The organism is Flavobacterium ranwuense (assembly GCF_004349315.1).
GTDB lineage: Bacteria > Bacteroidota > Bacteroidia > Flavobacteriales > Flavobacteriaceae > Flavobacterium > Flavobacterium ranwuense.
This window is the reverse complement of the sequence record NZ_SMLH01000001.1, coordinates 608,396-627,152: the sequence shown is the minus strand read 5'-3', so window position 1 is coordinate 627,152 and position 18,757 is coordinate 608,396. Positions and strand designations below refer to the sequence as shown.

Genomic DNA, 18,757 nt, shown 5'->3' with positions numbered 1-18,757 from the left:
TTAGTTTCCAGTGTTCAGTATTCAAACTCTATTTCACTTCCTTAATTGCACTGCTTTCAATCCAGCCTTCTGTTCCATCCGTTAGTTGTACTTTTTTCCATTTCCCTATGATTTCCTCCACATAAACTTTTGTTCCTTCGTGGAGCACAGATATTGGCTGACCACCATTTCTGGGTTCGCTCTTTACATTGGCCATTTCGGCAAAAACAATAGCCGGTTTTTCAGTGTCAAAATGACTTTTTTCAAAAATTGTTGATGAAACACTGATTAGAATTAGAAAAAAAAGTACAAACATTCCAAAAAAGAAAATCCTTTTTGAAAGTGTAATTTGTGAAAAATAATACCCGACAAAAAACAACAAGAACGCCATTGCTAGTCCAACAGAAATCCACGCCCACGTATTGTAATGATAGATTCCCGTAAAATCCCGAATCAGCTTTGCAAAACCTACTTTTGGAATTATTTTAATTTCATCGATAGTTCGTTTTTGAGCAAATTTCAAGTTGTTAATCGCATCGGTGTTATTTGGATTCAACACCAATGCTTTTTCATAATTGTAAATAGAAGGTGCTACTTTATTCAACTTATAATACGCATTTCCTAAATTAAAATACAACTCAGAAGAGTGTTTGCTTTCTGTCAAAACACTCTCATAAGCAGTAACCGCTTCATTATATTTCCCTTTTTGATAATACTCGTTTCCTTTTTCAAAGCCACTTTGGGCAAAGAAAACTTGGGTTGTCAATAATAATATATAAAGTATGTTTTTCATTTTAATGTTATAAGTTGTCAATTGACTATTCTCGAAAATCAAAGTGAGATTGCCTCGTTCCTCGCAATGACATCGTTGGTTAAGCAATTTGTTTTTCTAAGTCTGAAATAATCAAAACGGCTTTGTCAAAATCCTGTTGAATAGCCACAATTGATGATGGCGCATATCGTGCCACTTCACAATTCTCCGTAAGCGCAATAAAATCATTCACCGCGTCAGGATTAGCATTTCTTGACAACAACAATTCTTGAATATTATCCTTACTCATTTCAGAAGTCTCAATATGTAATTTAGCTTTCAAGAAATTGTGCATCGCTTTCTCCAGCGCAATATAAAACAGTTCTTTGTTGTTGATTTGTTTCTTAGCTTCCGATAAATATTTCTTTGCCAATCTATTATTCATTCGTATTCTGTTTCCGGCAGTATCACTATCTATTGCTTCTTTTTTCTTTTTGAATAATACAATTAAAGGCAGCATTAAAAATGGAAAAAAGAACAATCCGTAAAACAAATTAGACCCAAAGAAATCTTTCTTATTCATCGTCAAAAGATTGCTTTTTAACTTTATGAATTTGAATTGCTCAACGTTGTCTGTTTTATTCTTGTTTGCATCAGCACCGGAAGCTGCCGTTGCATCAGTAGGCGAAGGACCATCAAGAACATTAATCATGATCTCTGGAGAACTTAGCGTTTTATAGGTTCCTGAACCCAAATCAAAATAGGTAAATTTTAATGGTTTTATCGGGTAATTTCCTTTGTACTGCGGAACGATTGTATAACTGTCTGAAATCTTTCCGGCCATTCCAGAAAGAGGCGTGTTGACCTGTTCGCTATGAACGGCTTCATACATTTCCAGCGCATTTGGAGCTATCGGTTTTGGTAAACTAAATAATTTCAGATTCCCTTTTCCGGTTACACTTACCACTAAATCCAGGCTTTCTCCGTTTTTTAAATCGGTTTTTGTTGGTCTTACTTTGAAATCAAAATTTCCAACAGCACCCGAGAAGTCTTCCGGTTTTCCAGCCTCAGGAAGTGGCTTAACATTTATGGTTTTAGCTCCTGCGGAAACTCTCTTAGTCGCTTCGGTGACAACCATTCGACCAAACATATCCCTGCGATTCGACGGTAATTGAACATCAATGTCTAATGACAACGGTTCAATAACCAGCTTTCCTGATTTTTGAGGATACAAAACTATTTTTTTGAGCACGATAAAACGGTATTTTTCCCCTTTGAACATGCCTTCTTCAGCAACAAACTGTTTTATATCAATGTTCTGACTCCAGAAATCATTGTATTTTGGCTTACTAACTTCGTTAGAATTTGTGATTCCGATATTGTTAAAATACAATTTATAAACTACCGTAATTGGCTCGTTTATATATGGATTTGTTTTAGAAATATCAGCAACTAAATAGAGATTCCCATCCGCTGAAACACTGGTGTCGTTTGGATCTCTAGGCTGTTCCGTTGCTGCGGTAACATTTATTTTTATCGACGATGTTTTATAAATTTGCCCGTTGTATTCGATTGCGGCTTGCTTGATAACTAATGTCCCTTTTTGATTTGGCAAAAGAAAATAAGAATATATTTTCTCAAAAGAACTTCTTCCGTTCACCCAAGACTGACTGACTTGCTGACTTGGTCCGGCAATAATTCTAAATCCTTCAAAAGAGGGTTGGACAAAATTATCTCCATCTACATTCATCATAAAATCGATACGAAGTCTCTCGTTTATTCCTAGCGTAGCTTTACTCACTCTAGCCTCAAATTGCACTTGAGCGCTAAGCAAATTGCACACCATTAAAACAAGTACTGCTATAAATCTTTTCATTTTCAAATTATCTAATTGAACTACCAATCTTTTTCCGTCTTAACTGGTTTTCCTTGCACTTTTTTGGCATTTACTTTATCCTGTACCTTCTTTTCTTCTTTATTCACCGCATTCAATAGGTTTTCTAAACGTTCTTTAGAAATTCCTCCTGGAGCTGGTTTTGGTTCTCCATTTTCATTAGGTTTAGGATCTTTATTTTGTTTGTCTTTATCTCCCTTATCGTCTTTCTTTTCTTTATCCTTATTGTCCTTTTTATCTTTTTCCCCGTCTTTCTTATCGTCCTTCTTGTCTTTATCGCTCTTTTTATCGTCTTTTTTATTATCATCCTTTGGAGGATTTTCTTTCAGCATTTTTTTTGCCAAAGCATAATTATAACGCGTTTCCTCATCTGTCGGGGCGTTTCTCAAGGCGTTTTTGTAAGCCTCAACCGCTTGCGTATAATCCTTTTCATTCATAAAAACATTTCCTAAATTATGAAAAGCTCTGTGTTTTTGTGGTCTTGTTTTTGAATTTTTTAACGATTTAGCATACGCAAATTTTGCTTCCGAAGATTGTTTTTGCTTATAAATAGTGTTTCCAAGATTGAAAGGTGCATTCGCTTTATTTGGAAATTTTGAATCCGAAATTCTATAATTAGCTTCGGCATCAACAAATTTATTTTCGGCATATTCCTCGTTCGCTTTGGGCAATATTCTATCTTTCTGTTGTGCATTTGCAACAAAAGAAAAAAGTAATAACAGGTATAAAATTATGTTCTTCATTGTATTTTTAAATGTAAGTGTCAAAGTATGTCGAGTATTTTTGTTCCAATAATGGAGCGCAACGCGATACTTTACTCTTTATACTTTTTTATTCTCGTTAAATAAATTCAATTTGTTTACCCAACTTGTTTTTCTTTCCAAAAGGAAAATATCTAGAAATAAGAAAACAAACGCAAAACCTAAAAACCATTGAAATTGCGATTGAAAATCAGCCATTTCTGTCGCTTCAAATTCTGTTTTTTGAATATTATTCAGTGCATTCTTAATATATTCAAGCACTTCTTTAGTGTTATTTCCGTTTACATAACCGCCTTTCGTTGCTTTGGCAATCGCTGTCAGGCTTTCTGGAACCAATTTCGTTATAACTACTTCATTGTTATTATCTCTTTTGAAACCTTCAATAATTCCATTTTTTCTCAATGGAATCGTGCCTCCTTTTTCGGTTCCAACACCAATTGTAATTATTTTAATTCCTAGCTTATTGGCCTCTTCCGCTGCTTCTTCTGCACCTTCGTTATGGTCTTCACCATCAGAAATCATAATCAATAACTTGCTGGTTTTTTTGTCGTCAAAATAAGTCGTGGATAATTTGATTGCCTCGTTGAATGACGTTCCTACAGAGGAAACCATATCTGTATTCATACTTTGCAAAAACATTTTTGCAACACTATAATCCGTAGTAATAGGCAATACGGGGAAAGCGCTTCCGGCATACGCCACAATTCCTATTCTATCGCTTCCCAATTGATTGATAATTTGCGAAACAATTTGCTTGCTTTTGTCCAGACGATTTGGCGCTACATCTTCGGCAAGCATACTTTTTGACACATCCACTGCAAAAACAATGTCGATCCCTTCTCTTTTAACGGTTTCCATCTTAGTGCCAATTTTTGGATTTACCAATCCAAGAATTAACCCCGTCAATGCCAAAAGCAACACTCCTAATTTCAAAACTGGTTTAAAAACCGAACTTTCCGGGCTCAGTCTTTTTACCATCTCCAAATCCCCAAATTCACGCTGTTTCTTTCTTTTCCAATATAAATTGGCGAAAAAAACCAACACCAAAAGAGGCAATATAAAAAGGAGGTATAAATATTTTTTTTCGTCTAATTCCATTTTTAATTTTAGATTTCTGAATTTTGATCTTAGATTTTTACTCTAAATCTAAATTCTAAACTTGGTGATTTTAATTCCAATGTTCCAGTTCCGGCTCCCTTCCCTTCGGAGGAGGCCTGGGGTGGGGACTCTAAATAAAGCTTTTAAAAACCGTATTTCGCAATCCTAATTCAAACAACAATAAAAAACCGGCAAACCATACAAAAGGTCTGAATTTCTCATCATAATCATAAAATTTTAGTTCTTCAATTTCAGTAGTTTCTAACTTATTTATTGTAGTATAAATTTCGGCTAACTTGCTGTTGCTCGTTGCTCTAAAATATTTTCCACCAGTATTATTAGCAATTTTTTTCATCATTTGCTCATCAATTTCAACCTTCATCATTTGAAAAAGAAATTTTCCATTTGGCGCAATAGCATAGGGAAACATAGCCATTCCGTTTGTTCCTATTCCTATTGTATATACTTTTATTCCATATTCTTTTGCAATATCAGAAGCCGTATCTGGCTCAATGAATCCAGCATTATTAACACCGTCAGTCATCAGAATAACCACTTTGCTCTTCGCTTTACTGTCTTTTAGTCTATTTACAGCGGTAGCCAATCCCATTCCTATCCCAGTTCCATCTACTAAAACATTATCGTATTTTATACTTCTGATCGCATCCAGAATAACAGCTTTATCGCTAGTCACCGGTGTTTTTGTGTACGCTTCCGAGGCATAAACCACAAGCCCGATCCTATCGTTTGGTCTTTCCTCAACAAAATCAGCCGCTAGCTTTTTGAGTGCTTGCATTCGATCTGGTTTCAAATCTTTGGCAAGCATACTTCCTGAAACGTCTATTGCCATAACAATATCAATTCCTTTAGTAGTTTTTGTTTTATTACTTACATCAACTGTTCTCGGTCTTGCCATAGCTACAATCAAAGAGCACAAAGCCAGGATTCTAAGCACATTCAACATCGGCTTTAGCTTTGTCAAATAGGAATTAGAACCTTTAAATCCTTGTAACGAACTTATTTTTAATGTGGCTGATTGATGGTTCTTTTTCCGTAACAACCATACAATCGCTACTGGAATAAGAAGAAACAACCAAAAAAACTCTGGGTTTAAAAAAGTTACTTTAGTCATTATTTACTTGCTTGTTTTAATTCGACAGAGTTCAAAACTCGTTCTGATATTTCATTTGCATAGGCATCACCTTCTTCATGAAAAAGTAAAATCTGTTGTAATCCACCTTCTTGACTAAACAGTAATGCTTCATAATACATTTTTGCACTTGACTTATTGTCACCATCAATTTGCGAAAAAGTACCATAGGCTTTAATTCCTTTAACACCTTCTTTAGTTTCAAACTCTTCTTGTTTGACAATCATATTCTGGGCGCCTTGAGCTTCCATTGATTGCAATATACCATCCATTGATTTAGTCAAATCTATTTGTGTCTCTTGTTTAAATTTTAAAGTCGAAACCATCAGATAAAAAGGATCTAAAGCACTTCCATACGCAAAAGACTGCATTTCTTTGATCAAAGCCATTCCATCTTTAGGAAGTGTTTTTGTCAGGTCTACTCTCTTAAGCACTCTTGGCGTTTCTATAATAACTCCTGGATTTCCGTAATCACTTTTCACCCATTCTCCTCCCAATAATTCTTTGGTAGGGTGACCAATTATATTATCTTTTACATAACTAAACCCTTTGGTTACAATGAAAAAAGTAGTGGTTGCTGCCAATAAAAACACAACTGATACTACGGCAGTAACAATACGCTTATTTCTTTGTTTTCGCAATTGAATTTGTAGCTGTTTTTGTCTTTGTGCTTCATTCAACAACACATCTTCTTCTATTGGTACTTCCACAGGAATAGAATTGTCTAATGTCAGAATTGCTTTTTGAATCTTATTTCGGTCTTCCGTGATTTCAAAATCCAATGGTTTTGACTTGGCAAATTTTACTAAATCGGCTTGTTTCAAAACACGTTCCAGATTTTCGATTATTTCCTGCGAAAGCGTCATTTTCTTTTTGACAGAAGCCGCTCTAAGTCCTTGAATCAATTCCGAAGTAGTGCTTTCCATTGCTGGAATTTCTATCGCTTCTTCAATATAATTTCTGGCGATATCCGTCAATTCACTATAATACGCTTTGACTTCTCCTTTTTGCCAAAGTTCTTTTTTCTCTAAAGTATCCAGCAAACCGGTCGCTTTCTCGATTGGAGTTTTATAAATTTCTTCGAGTAATTTCTTTTCTTGACGCTTTTTAATGAACCAATAAATGAAAGCTCCAATTCCAACAATTAAAGCAACAATCAACAGGTATTCCCACCAGTCTCCTATTGGATTATCCGCTGGAGCAATGTCCTTAATGTCGAACATTTTTTGTTTTAAAGTATCCACTTGAACATTCGCCACTTCAACCAAAAGCGAATCCGTCAGAAACGGTTTGCTGTCGATAAAAATCTTTATACTCGGAATAACATATCTACCGGAATCAAATTGAGTTAAACCGTATTTTTTGATTAATTCATAACGGCCGTCCATTTTTACAGTATCAATAGGATACGACTGAATCACCTCTAAAGCTCCAACGTTTTTTAATTTTGGAAAAATCACTTTAGACGAAGTATCAACAGTAGTTTTTATGGACAGTTTAAATTCGGCACCAATTTTATTTTTAATCGTGTCAATACTTGTAACTACTTGCTTTTGTTGTGCAAAAACAACCGTAGAAAGCAGCAATAATAGTAGGTATAATTGTTTTTTCATCTTTTATTATTGAACCCTTTATCTCGATTTAAAATAACTTAGTAGTTTAGTGACATAACTTTCGTCAACTCTTGTATTTACTACACCTGAACCTGATTTGCTGAATGTTTCCTTGAAATAGTTTACTTTATCGTGGTACTGTTTCTCATAATTCATTCGCACCGATTTTGAACTGGTATTTATCAATTCAATTGCTCCAGTTTCGGCATCAAGCATAGAAACCATACCTAAATCCGGCATTTTTTCTTCTCGAATGTCGTACACGCGAATCCCTGTTATATCGTGTTTTTTAGATGCTATTTTTAATGTTTGTTCGTAATCTTCCGACATGAAGTCAGAAATTACAAACACAATCGCTTTCTTTTTTTGGGTTCCCGATAAAAATTTCAAAGCTTGGGCAACATCCGTCTTACGGCTTTTAGGGTGGAATTCTATTAATTCCCGAATGATTCGCAACACATGCGACCTCCCTTTTTTTGGCGGAATATACAATTCAATTTCATCTGAAAACAAAATCAAACCTATTTTATCGTTGTTTTGAGTAGCCGAAAAAGCCATCGTTGCAGCAATCTCCGTAACAATATCCTTTTTGAATTGATTTTTAGAACCAAAACTTTCTGAACCCGAAATATCAACCATCAACATCATGGTCAATTCGCGTTCTTCCTCAAAAACTTTTACGTGCGCTTCATTGTACCGTGCGGTTACATTCCAATCAATCGCACGAATATCATCTCCGTACTGGTATTGACGCACTTCACTGAACGTCATTCCACGTCCTTTAAAAGACGTATGATACTCTCCCGAAAAGATATGATCGCTCAATCTTCGGGTTTTGATTTCTATTTTTCGTACTTTTTTTAAGAGGTCTTTTGTATCCATTTCTTTAGTAATTAGTAATTAGTGAACAGTGAATAGTAACCAACCAAGGCTTAATTACTATTCACTTATTACTATTCACTTTTAGGGTACTTCTACTTCGTTTACAATTTTGTTAATGATGTCCACTGAAGTAATATTTTCGGCTTCCGCTTCATAGGTAACTCCTATTCTGTGACGCAAAACATCATGAACTACCGCACGAACATCTTCCGGAATTACATAGCCGCGACGTTTGATAAATGCGTAACATTTTGCAGCATTCGCCAAATTGATACTTCCACGCGGCGACGCTCCAAAACTGATTAATGGTTTCAAATCAGCCAATTTGTATTTCTCTGGGTAACGCGTGGCAAAAATGATATCAAGTATGTATTTTTCTATTTTTTCATCCATGTAAACCTCACGAACTGCTTCTTGAGCGCGTAAAATTTGTTCTACTGAAACTACAGGATTTACTTTTTCATAACTTCCTTTTAGGTTCTGACGAATCACTAAACGCTCGTCTTCCATTTTTGGATAATCAATAACCGTTTTCAACATAAAACGATCGACTTGTGCCTCAGGCAATTGATACGTTCCTTCTTGCTCAATTGGGTTTTGTGTAGCTAAAACTAAAAACGGTCGGTCTAACTTAAAAGTAGTATCGCCAATAGTCACTTGCTTTTCCTGCATCGCTTCTAACAATGCCGATTGTACTTTGGCAGGCGCACGGTTAATCTCATCGGCAAGGACGAAATTAGCGAAAATCGGTCCTTTTTTTATCGAAAATTCATTTTGCTTAATGTTGTAAATCATAGTTCCCACAACATCGGCAGGCAATAAATCAGGGGTAAATTGTATTCTGCTGAAAGATCCGTGTACCGCTTGTGAGAGTGTATTTATCGCTAATGTTTTTGCTAATCCGGGAACTCCCTCTAACAAAATATGTCCCTGACCCAAAAGTCCAATTAACAAACGCTCCACCATGTGCTTTTGACCCACAATAACCTTGTTCATTTCCATCGTGAGAAGGTCTATAAAAGCACTCTCTCTTTCAATTTTTTCATTGATTGCTCTGATGTCTAAAGTCGCTGTATTTTCTTCCATTTTATTATTTTTAAAACCTTGAGTTTAATGCCTTCGTTTTGAAGGTGCAAATTGAATTTTTTTTTAGAAGTAAGATGTTAAAAAATGGTTAAAACTTCGATAAAAGTGCTAATTTTAAGGATGAATTATGATACAATTTTTATATTTTTAAGAACTTTGAAAAATCTACTTTGAAATAGAAGAATTACGAATTTCAATAAAAAATAAAAACCATGAGTAAAACAAAATTATCACCGATTGTAGCGGGTGTCATGAATTGGGGAATTTGGGATAAAAATCTCAATACCAAAGAAATGGAAAACATGATTAATGTCTGTTTAGAAAATAAAATTACTACTTTCGATCATGCCGATATATATGGTGATTATACCACCGAATCTGATTTTGGAAAAGCCTTTGCATCGAGTAAAATTGCCAGAGAAAAAATGCAATTGATATCCAAATGCGGTATTCAAATGGTAACTGAAAACCGCATCAACACTATAAAACATTATGAATATTCGAAAGATTATATTATCTGGTCCGTTGAAAACTCCTTAAAAAATCTGCAAACTGATTATCTAGATGTGTTTTTATTACACAGACCAAGTCCTTTGATGCAAGCGGATGAAATTGCTGAAGCGGTATTGAAACTAAAATCAGAGGGGAAAATTATTGATTTTGGGCTTTCTAATTTCACGGCCACACAAACCGAATTGATTCGTCAAAAAACAGAAATTTTATACAATCAAGTGCAATTTTCGGCAACTAATTTCGACCCAATGGTGGACGGAAGTTTTGATTATATGCAAGCCAACAGCATTCGCCCTATGTCTTGGAATCCGCTAGGAATCATTTTTAGAGAAGACATTCCACAAACCAGAAGATTGAAAAAATTACTGGCGACCTTAGTTTCAAAATACCATTTGGGATCGGATTCGATTTTACTTTCCTGGATTCTGAAACATCCTGCTAAAGTGATTCCTATTGCAGGAACGGTAAATGTAGCCCGAATTCAATCGTTGATGAAAGCTGTCGAATTAGAATTAGACAAAGAAGATTGGTTTGCCATTTGGACAGAAAGCATGGGGAATGATGTAGCCTAAATCAGTGTTCAGTACAGCAACTTTAGAATCTAAAATAGAAAAAAATTCATGAATAAAACAGCCTTAGTAACTGGAGCCACCAGTGGAATTGGTCAAGCAACAGCGCAAATATTAGCTAAAAATAACTATAAAATTATTCTTTGCGGACGCCGTGAAGACCGTTTAATTGCTCTTGAAAAGGAACTTTCGGAATTTACAGAAGTGCATACTTTGTCCTTTGATGTTCGGGATAAAAAAGCGGTTTTTGAAAGTATCAATTCCTTGCCGGAAGCCTTTGCTACAATTGATGTTTTGATTAATAATGCCGGAAACGCACATGGTTTAGATCCCATTCAAACTGGCGATTTAGACGATTGGGATGCCATGATTGACATCAATGTAAAAGGGCTTTTATATGTTTCGAAAGCTATAATCCCGCAAATGATCGAACGAAAATCGGGTCATATCATCAACATTGGTTCTATTGCCGGAAAAGAAGTATATCCAAACGGAAACGTCTATTGCGCCTCCAAACATGCCGTTGATGCCTTGAACCAAGCCATGAGAATGGACTTAAATCCTTTCGGAATTCGGGTGGGAGCTATTCATCCCGGCGCAGTAGAAACGGAATTTAGCGAAGTGCGTTTCAAAGGCGATACAGACAGAGTCGTCAATGTTTATAAAGGTTTTGAACCATTACGTCCAGAAGACATTGCTGACATTATTCACTTTGTAGTTTCCAGACCCTATCATGTAAATATTGCCGATTTGATTGTTTTTCCAACGGCACAAGCCGCAGCTACTATCCTTAAAAGGGATATTTAAAATTGATTTTTAGATTGTTGGATTTTAGATTATTTAGAGAGTCTAAGAATCCAACTGTCTAAGAAATCTAAAAATCTAATTGTATGATCAACAAACGCATTCTTATCAAGAACCTGCTCGCTCACAATGATGAGAGCAGTTTTTATGACAAAAAGCGTCAGTTGAATTTACATACACGGGAAGGCAAAGCCAAGTTCTTGAAACACATTTGCGCGCTATCCAATTCGAATCCTACGAATAATTCTTATATCGTTGTGGGTGTTGAAGACCAGGATAACACTATCGTGGGTGATGATTTCTTTGATGACAGCCGCATTCAGAATTTAGTGAATGCCTATTTGGAAAATCCTCCCAAAATTCAGTACGAAAATGTGCCTTTCCCGAATTTGCCAAAGGACAAAGTTATAGGGCTGGTTACGGTCAAGCCAAAAAGCAAAACTTCCCATTTCAAAAAAGGAATTCACACAATACCTGCCAACAGTATTTTTATACGACGCGGCAGTAACACGATGCCAATTGAAGGCGAAATCGAAAAAAATTACCAGAACACGGAAACCGTAATTGGTATCGAAAATAACTCCCGAAACAGCATTGAGTACACACTCGATGGCGTGATTGATTTCATGAATTTTCGCCACAAGGATATGGCGCCAAAATATAAAGTATTCAAGGAATTATTTGTGATTTGCTGGGCAGGAATTGCCAAAAAATCTAGGGACAAAACCTATCTGTCGCGTGTAGATATTGAATTGATAAACGAACAAATCAAGCTTTTTTATTCAGCTCAGGATGTGGTTGAAATCACTTTCGATGAAGATACTTTTACCATTATTGAATATGTTCCTTTGGGTCTGAATGACAAAACAAGCTACTATCCTTTAGAAAAACAAACGATTCATTTTCATGATAACGGCTATTACAAAATAGAAAGAGAGATCCTTTTTCAGCCGCCGGAATTCAACAAGAAAATGCTGTTTCATATTTATAATTCCAATATTGCTTTGCTGAACAAACTACAAAAAGGACTTTCATTATCCGAGCGGGAACACAAAGATTTAGAAAACCTGCCTTCCACCTTCATGATTTGTTACCTCAACGGTTTTGAAGAAGCCAAACAAAAACTAATTGATGCAAAAGCGCTTTTAAAACCTTTCAACCAAGTGTATTTATCGTTTAAAGAAGCGTTGCGAATTTTGAGAAAAATGAAATATGATGTGCAGTAAGTATAATTATTTTATAGATTTCATTCGCTAAGAAAATCCATTATATACGTATTAATTTCTCTTTTCTGTCTTTCATTTCCTCTATCATTCATGTCATTGTGAATGGTGTTGGGAAGTTTTATGATTTTTATTCCAAACTTATCCTGATCTGCAACAGTAGGCAAAACTCCTTCGTCAGCAGGCTGGTCACTGGAGCGAAGCGAGTAGATTTTAGGATGTGATGTTCTTGGCAATTCCATTCTGCGGTTGTCTAACGAAATTACTTTGTCAACTAAATTAGGGTATTTATGAGCAAACAAAACTGTCATATCACCTCCATTGGAATGCCCAATTAAGTTTACATGCTTGAAATCTAATTCTGTTTTTGTTTTTTTCAATTCATTCAGAACAAATAGAATGTTCTCTGCCCCTCTTTCCCAATTTGGTCGTCGCGCAACTTGAGGAATTCCTGTTAAAGGCAATAAATCATCGGTTGGTAATTCATGCTGTATACTCACTACAAAATAGCCTTTGGAGGCTAACTTATTCGTCAGATAGGAATACGATTTATTGGCGCCTGGTTTATTTTCTCCATAACCGTGACTCACGATTACCAATTGTTGATTTCTGATTTTATCGTTTACAATTGGTGAATAGAACGTAACCGGAATTAATCTATTTCTGGAACTGTCCAACCAACTTGCACTATCTAACTTGATTTCAAATTCTTGGTTATTAACTTTTGTATTTGTTGTGTTTTTATTGGAAGTACAACTTAACAAAAGGAAACAAAACAGTATTTGCAAGTATATTTTCATGTTATTTTTGAGCATTTATCTGATTGAAAAAATGATTTTGAAAAAGAAATTATTGATTTATAATTCTAAATCAAAGTCAATAATTCTTTTAAAACCTGACAGATCATTTTAGCCAAAAGTAACGATAACGCAAGAAGTGCACTCATTTTCGGGAGATTTAATTTTTTGTAAAGCTAATCTTAAAAAATAAAAAAAACATCACCTAAAACAGTGATATTTTGTTCCTTGATTAAAACATCATTTCGAGGAATTTCCTATTGCAATTTAAATAAAAATTACAATCTTTAAAATACCATTCCTTTTAATTTATTTAAAAAATAAGTTAAAGTAGCATACTTCATCAGTCTTTTACTTAATTTTATGACTTGAAAATAGTGCTTTTTTTTGACTATTTTTATACTAATAAAGAACATTCAGTACATGAGAACACTTGTTATAGGCGATGTCCACGGTGGTTTGCGAGCATTACACCAAATTATGGAGAGAGCCAGCGTTACTAAAAACGACACCCTGGTTTTTCTAGGAGATTACGTTGATGGCTGGAGCCAATCTCCTCAGGTACTCGATTTTATAATTGATTTGAAAACCAAACAGAACTGTGTTTGCATTCGCGGGAATCATGATGATTTATTACTGGAATGGCTTGACGAAAGTAAAGACAATCTGATGTGGTATAAACATGGCGGAGAAGCGACTGTTTTAGCCTACGAATCCGTTAGCTCAGAAACGAAGCAAAAGCATATTGAATTCTTGAAATCATTAGAAAATTTTTATCTGGACGAGCAACGTCGCCTGTTTGTTCATGCTGGTTTTACCAATATGAACGGTGTTGATTTTGAATATTTTCCCGAGCTTTTTTATTGGGACAGAACCTTATGGGAAACCGCATTGGCATTAGACAACACCATGAAAACTGATGCTGTTTTCTATCCAAAACGCTTTACTTTATACAACGAAATTTATATTGGTCATACACCCGTCACCCGAATTGGCGAAACAACCCCGATACAAAAAGCAAATATTTGGAATATTGATACTGGTGCTGCCTTCAAAGGGCCATTGACCATTATGGATGTTGACAGCAAGGAATTCTGGCAAAGCGAACCTTTGAATCAATTGTATTTTGACGAAAAAGGGAGAAATTAGGTTTTATTGAATTACTTTTGCACTCACTTAAAAAATTAAAAGTATGAAAAAGATCACTACATTAGTATTGCTATTGACAGTTGGCTTGATCAATGCACAGGCTTTCAAAGGAAAGGGAGATACTAAAATTAACATCGGCGCTAACATTCAGGAAGGTGGATCAGGAATTCAAGGCTCCGCAGATTTTGGCCTTGGAGAAAATTTTTCTTTCGGATTTGTTACTTCTTATTTGTTAGGAGTAAATGAATATTCTGGCTTTTATGGTTCAACACAATATTATGGAGAAAAACCAGATTTTAAAGATCGTTTTGATGCTAAATTTAGAATCAATGCTAATTTAGGAAGCGTTATAAATGTGGACGAAAAATTAGATGTTTATCCCGGGTTAAGTTTAGGATTGAAAAATTTTGGTGGCCATCTTGGTGGTCGTTATTTTTTTACTGAAGGATTTGGCGTATTTACGGAACTTGGATTTCCAATTGCAAAATATGGAAATGATGACAAATTGTTTTATAATCTAAACAACCAATTTACTTTTAGTCTTGGAGCATCTTTTAATTTATAGAGCCGTTTTAACCGCAAAGAGGACAAAGATTTCCGCTGAGTACACGCAGCAATTTTTAATCATAAAAAAAGGCAATTTGAAATATTCAAATTGCCTTTTTTAGTTTATTATAATTTGTTCTCTACAAATCAAATCTGATTCCTTGTGCCAATGGCAATTGGGTTCCGTAATTGATCGTATTGGTTTGTCTTCTCATGTAGGCTTTCCAAGCATCAGAACCGGATTCACGTCCGCCACCCGTTTCTTTTTCACCACCAAAAGCACCACCAATTTCTGCTCCGGAAGTACCAATATTTATATTGGCAATTCCACAGTCAGAACCAGATTGAGAAAGGAACAATTCCATTTCTCTCATGCTGTTTGTAAAAATAGAAGACGAAAGTCCTTGTGGCACTCCGTTTTGCAACGCAATCGCTTCTTCAATCGTGCTGTATTTCATTACATATAAAATAGGAGCGAAAGTTTCTGTTTGAACAATGTCAAAATGATTTTCAGCTTCAATGATACAGGGTCTCACATAACAACCACTTTCATATCCTTTGCCTTCTACCAAGCCGCCTTCAACGATGATTTTTCCACCTTCTTTTTTGGCACTTTCAATCGCATTCAAATAATCCTGAACAGCTCCTTTATCGATAAGCGGTCCAACGTGGTTGTTTTCGTCCAATGGATTTCCAATTTGTAATTGACCGTACGCATTTTTCAACACACTGATGGTTTTGTCATACACACTTTCGTGAATAATTAAACGTCTGGTTGATGTACAACGTTGTCCAGCTGTTCCTACCGCACCAAAAACGGCTCCCACCAATACCATACTGATATCAGCATGTTCCGAAACAATAATTGCATTGTTTCCTCCTAATTCAAGAATGGTGTTTCCAAAACGTTCTGCTACGGTTTTAGATACGTGACGTCCAATTCTTGTTGATCCTGTAAAAGAAACCAACGAAATTCTTTTGTCATTATTGATTAAATCTCCTGATTCGTTTCCAGTTACCAAACAACTAACGCCTTCAGGAACATTATTTCTTTCTAAAACACTTTTGATAATATTCTGACAAGCCACTCCACACAATGGCGTTTTTGAACTTGGTTTCCAGATTGCAACATCGCCACAAATCCAGGCAATCATTGCGTTCCAACTCCAAACTGCTACCGGAAAATTAAACGCTGAAATGATTCCAACCGTTCCTATTGGGTGGTATTGCTCATACATTCTGTGCAAAGGTCTTTCAGAGTGCATTGTTAATCCGTACAATTGACGAGATAATCCCACTGCAAAATCACAGATATCAATCATTTCCTGAACTTCACCATATCCTTCTTGAAGGCTTTTTCCCATTTCATAAGAAACCAATTTTCCAAGAGGCTCTTTGAATTTTCTTAATTCATCTCCCATCTGACGAACGATATCACCTCTTTTAGGAGCTGGAACCATACGCCATTCTAAGAATGCTTCTGAAGCTTTTTGCATCGCTTTTTCATAATCTTCTTTAGAAGAAGTTCTTACTTTTCCAATTAAAGTCCCATCTGCTGGCGAATAACTTTCGATGATTTTTCCGTTGGCAAAATTAGCTGCTCCAGTTGATGTTCCTTCATTTATTTCCCCAATCCCTAATTGCTTAAGGGCTTCTTTGATTCCGAATTGATCCGCTATTGTTATCATTGTAACTTTTTTATTAAAAATTGTTATATTTTTTTACAAATATATTGATTTAACGTGAAAAACTAAACATTGCTACTTTTATTTATTCTGTTGTTTTTGCATTGAAATTATCTTTTACAAGACGTATCCTTTTAATCCACTCGGAAATTCTTTTAAAATGATTCTTCCTTCGTAGGAATAACAAAATAATTGGGATACGCAATATGGTTTTTAGCCCCGATAGCAGTGGCATCCTTTTGTGGCTTTCTTTAAGCCGCAAAAGATAGAACGAATAGCGAGAATAGCTCCTTAAAATTATTTTTTGGCAACAAATCTTGGGTCGGTTTCCATTACGGTTCCACATTTTTCGCAGGTTCTCAACTTTTCTGAATTATAGAAATGTTCGAAATGAGGCAGGAAATCATTCTCAATATTATGCAGTTCAAAATAAACTTCGTGTATCTTATGATTGCAGTTGTCGCAAAACCACAATAAACCATCCGTATATCCTTTTCCAACTCTTTTTCGTTCGATTACAAGCCCTATCGAACCTTCGGAACGAACTGGAGAATGCGGAATTTTGGCAGGATGAAGGTACATATCACCGGCATTCAATTCCATTTCTTTACGCTCACCATCTTCTTGAACAATCACTTTAATGGAGCCTTCAAGTTGGTAAAACAACTCTTCGGTTTCGTTGTAATGATAGTCTTTTCGGGCGTTTGGACCCGCAACAATCATAACGATATAATCACCGGATTCTCTGTATAAATTTTTATTGCCAACAGGTGGTTTAAGTAGGTGACGGTTTTCGTCAATCCATTTATTGAGGTTGAAAGGTTTTGCAATTGCCATTTTTTTAATTTTAAATGTAAAGTTATGAAATAAAAAATAATGTGTTAGAGACGCACTGTAGAGACGCACTGCAGTGCGTCTCTACTACCAGATTATTTTTTTTCTTTTATTAAATAAATATAAACTGGGAAATGATCGCTGAATCCTGGAACAGTTGGTGTATTTCTTAAACCATACCCTTTGTATTGTCCTGTTGTCTGAACCATAAATAGAGCGTTATAAACGCCTGCTTTCCAATATTTATAGGTCGAATAATCCTCCCTTATTAATGATTCCGTCAGAATCATTTGATCAAAAACATCCCATGCATCTCGAAAAGCAATAGTTCCAATTCCTTTTTTGGCGATGTTTTCCATTGGGTTATACATTCCTAAAAGTTGAACTTCATTTTTATTTGCTTTTGTTTTAAGTACTTTTTTTAAACTAGTATTAAATGGCCCGTCATTTAAGTCGCCCATAGTAATTACTTTAGCATTTGGATTTAATTTTTGCAAAGAATCAATAATTTTAACATTCAATGCCGCAGCCTTTTCTCTTAATAGGTTACTCATAGCTTCTCCTCCTCTCCTTGAAGGCCAGTGATTTACTATGAAATTTATTTCTTCCCCATCAAGAAATCCTGTTAATAGGATTTGATCTCTGGTATAAATTCTTTTTGTAATTTGATCCGGTTCATTACTATCCTCTTTATCGTCTTCTGGTATTTTTTTCTTAATTGGTTTTGTATCTTTTTCAAAAATCAGCAATGGGATGCTTGCATAGCTGGTAGGTTTAAAATATTTCTTTTGATATAGAAAAGAACAATCGATACCTCTTCTGTCCGGTGATTCAAAATGAACTATTCCATAATCTTTATTGATTATTTGAGGATCTTTTATCAAATCTTCCAAAGCGTTTCTATTTTCGACTTCTGCCAAACCTATAATTGTTGGCGAATTAGGATTCTCTCCTGTTCCTATTTTTGAAAGAACTCTTGCTATGTTGCTAATTTTTTTCCTGTAATAGCTTGAGGAATAAACCCAATCATCATCTCGAGTATTTGCATCATTTATCGTATCGTATAAATTTTCGATATTATAAAATGCAACGGTATGAATGACATATTTTTTCTGTTGCGCATTCGATTTTGCTATTGGAAAAAATAAAAAAAGAATAGGAATCCAATGCGTAATTCTCATAAGTACCATTTATTTCCAGTCGTTGAGTAGATTCCTTATTTGGATCTGTTTATTGTAAAAATAGTCATTTGACCGTGAACTTAAAATTATTTTCTAATTGTCTATCTTTGTTTTGTCTTTCAAAGACCCCATGATTCCAATTATTTTAGAAAAACAATACAACATGAATTCCAACCTGTTTACTTTTATCTCACATCATCCTGTTCTATATAAATTTCTATTCCTTATTTTTGTTTTACAAA

At 35.2% G+C, this 18,757-nt stretch carries 17 protein-coding genes; 5 read left to right on the top strand and 12 right to left on the bottom strand.

Annotated elements, in window-relative coordinates; genetic code table 11:
• Positions 1-28: 28 nt before the first annotated feature.
• The 8 genes from E0I61_RS02720 to E0I61_RS02685 all read right to left on the bottom strand — a co-directional run bounded on the left by E0I61_RS02720 (position 29) and on the right by E0I61_RS02685 (position 9,214).
• Positions 29-772, bottom strand: a complete 744-nt coding sequence (locus E0I61_RS02720; protein ID WP_131990616.1) for a tetratricopeptide repeat protein — start codon at positions 770-772, stop codon at positions 29-31.
• 79 nt (positions 773-851) lie between these two features.
• Positions 852-2,606, bottom strand: a complete 1,755-nt coding sequence (locus E0I61_RS02715) for a BatD family protein (protein ID WP_132069245.1) — start codon at positions 2,604-2,606, stop codon at positions 852-854.
• A 20-nt stretch (positions 2,607-2,626) separates the two neighbouring features.
• Positions 2,627-3,367, bottom strand: a complete 741-nt coding sequence (locus tag E0I61_RS02710) for a tetratricopeptide repeat protein (protein ID WP_131990620.1) — start codon at positions 3,365-3,367, stop codon at positions 2,627-2,629.
• A gap of 78 nt (positions 3,368-3,445) precedes the next feature.
• Positions 3,446-4,483, bottom strand: coding sequence for a VWA domain-containing protein (locus E0I61_RS02705; RefSeq protein WP_131990622.1), 1,038 nt, complete (start codon positions 4,481-4,483; stop codon positions 3,446-3,448).
• Between the two features lie 130 nt (positions 4,484-4,613).
• Complete coding sequence (locus E0I61_RS02700; protein ID WP_132069243.1) at positions 4,614-5,615, bottom strand: vWA domain-containing protein; 1,002 nt, start codon at positions 5,613-5,615, stop codon at positions 4,614-4,616.
• A complete protein-coding gene (locus E0I61_RS02695) occupies positions 5,615-7,246 on the bottom strand; it encodes a hypothetical protein (RefSeq protein WP_132069241.1) in 1,632 nt (543 codons plus the stop codon). Before E0I61_RS02695 ends, E0I61_RS02700 begins: the two co-directional genes overlap by 1 nt.
• Positions 7,247-7,264: 18 nt before the next feature.
• A complete protein-coding gene (locus E0I61_RS02690; protein WP_132069239.1) occupies positions 7,265-8,128 on the bottom strand; it encodes a DUF58 domain-containing protein in 864 nt (287 codons plus the stop codon).
• Positions 8,129-8,209: 81 nt separating this feature from the next.
• Positions 8,210-9,214: an AAA family ATPase gene (locus E0I61_RS02685; protein WP_131990630.1), complete on the bottom strand. Its 1,005-nt coding sequence runs from the start codon at positions 9,212-9,214 to the stop codon at positions 8,210-8,212.
• A gap of 212 nt (positions 9,215-9,426) precedes the next feature.
• On the opposite strand from E0I61_RS02685, the gene E0I61_RS02680 reads away from it, so the two are divergent.
• The 3 genes from E0I61_RS02680 (at position 9,427) to E0I61_RS02670 (ending at position 12,326) form a co-directional block, all read left to right on the top strand.
• On the top strand, positions 9,427-10,299 hold the full coding sequence (locus E0I61_RS02680) for an aldo/keto reductase (RefSeq protein ID WP_132069237.1): 873 nt from the start codon (positions 9,427-9,429) through the stop codon (positions 10,297-10,299).
• 48 nt (positions 10,300-10,347) lie between these two features.
• The gene (locus E0I61_RS02675; RefSeq protein WP_132069235.1) at positions 10,348-11,103 is read left to right on the top strand and encodes an SDR family NAD(P)-dependent oxidoreductase; all 756 of its coding nucleotides are present in this window, start codon (positions 10,348-10,350) and stop codon (positions 11,101-11,103) included.
• A gap of 83 nt (positions 11,104-11,186) precedes the next feature.
• A complete protein-coding gene (locus E0I61_RS02670; RefSeq protein WP_132069233.1) occupies positions 11,187-12,326 on the top strand; it encodes an ATP-binding protein in 1,140 nt (379 codons plus the stop codon).
• A 20-nt stretch (positions 12,327-12,346) separates the two neighbouring features.
• Here E0I61_RS02670 and E0I61_RS02665 read toward each other — a convergent pair whose 3' ends face one another.
• A complete protein-coding gene (locus E0I61_RS02665) occupies positions 12,347-13,123 on the bottom strand; it encodes an alpha/beta fold hydrolase (protein WP_131991605.1) in 777 nt (258 codons plus the stop codon).
• A gap of 420 nt (positions 13,124-13,543) precedes the next feature.
• Between E0I61_RS02665 and E0I61_RS02660 the strand changes: the two genes are divergently transcribed.
• Both E0I61_RS02660 and E0I61_RS02655 read left to right on the top strand, forming a co-directional pair.
• Positions 13,544-14,269 (top strand): metallophosphoesterase family protein, encoded by a 726-nt coding sequence (locus E0I61_RS02660; RefSeq protein WP_131990638.1) that lies wholly within the window; start codon positions 13,544-13,546, stop codon positions 14,267-14,269.
• A gap of 43 nt (positions 14,270-14,312) precedes the next feature.
• On the top strand, positions 14,313-14,834 hold the full coding sequence (locus E0I61_RS02655; RefSeq protein ID WP_131990640.1) for a DUF6646 family protein: 522 nt from the start codon (positions 14,313-14,315) through the stop codon (positions 14,832-14,834).
• Positions 14,835-14,955: 121 nt separating this feature from the next.
• On the opposite strand, the gene amaB is transcribed toward E0I61_RS02655, so the two are convergent.
• From amaB to E0I61_RS02640, 3 genes are all read right to left on the bottom strand, one after another.
• Positions 14,956-16,503, bottom strand: a complete 1,548-nt coding sequence (gene amaB / locus E0I61_RS02650) for an L-piperidine-6-carboxylate dehydrogenase (RefSeq protein ID WP_132069231.1) — start codon at positions 16,501-16,503, stop codon at positions 14,956-14,958.
• Between the two features lie 294 nt (positions 16,504-16,797).
• Positions 16,798-17,337 carry a 3-hydroxyanthranilate 3,4-dioxygenase gene (locus E0I61_RS02645; RefSeq protein WP_132069229.1) on the bottom strand — a complete coding sequence of 180 codons (540 nt, stop codon included), beginning with the start codon at positions 17,335-17,337 and terminating at the stop codon, positions 16,798-16,800.
• 92 nt (positions 17,338-17,429) lie between these two features.
• Positions 17,430-18,515 carry an endonuclease/exonuclease/phosphatase family protein gene (locus E0I61_RS02640; RefSeq protein WP_132069227.1) on the bottom strand — a complete coding sequence of 362 codons (1,086 nt, stop codon included), beginning with the start codon at positions 18,513-18,515 and terminating at the stop codon, positions 17,430-17,432.
• Between the last annotated feature and the right edge of the window lie 242 nt (positions 18,516-18,757).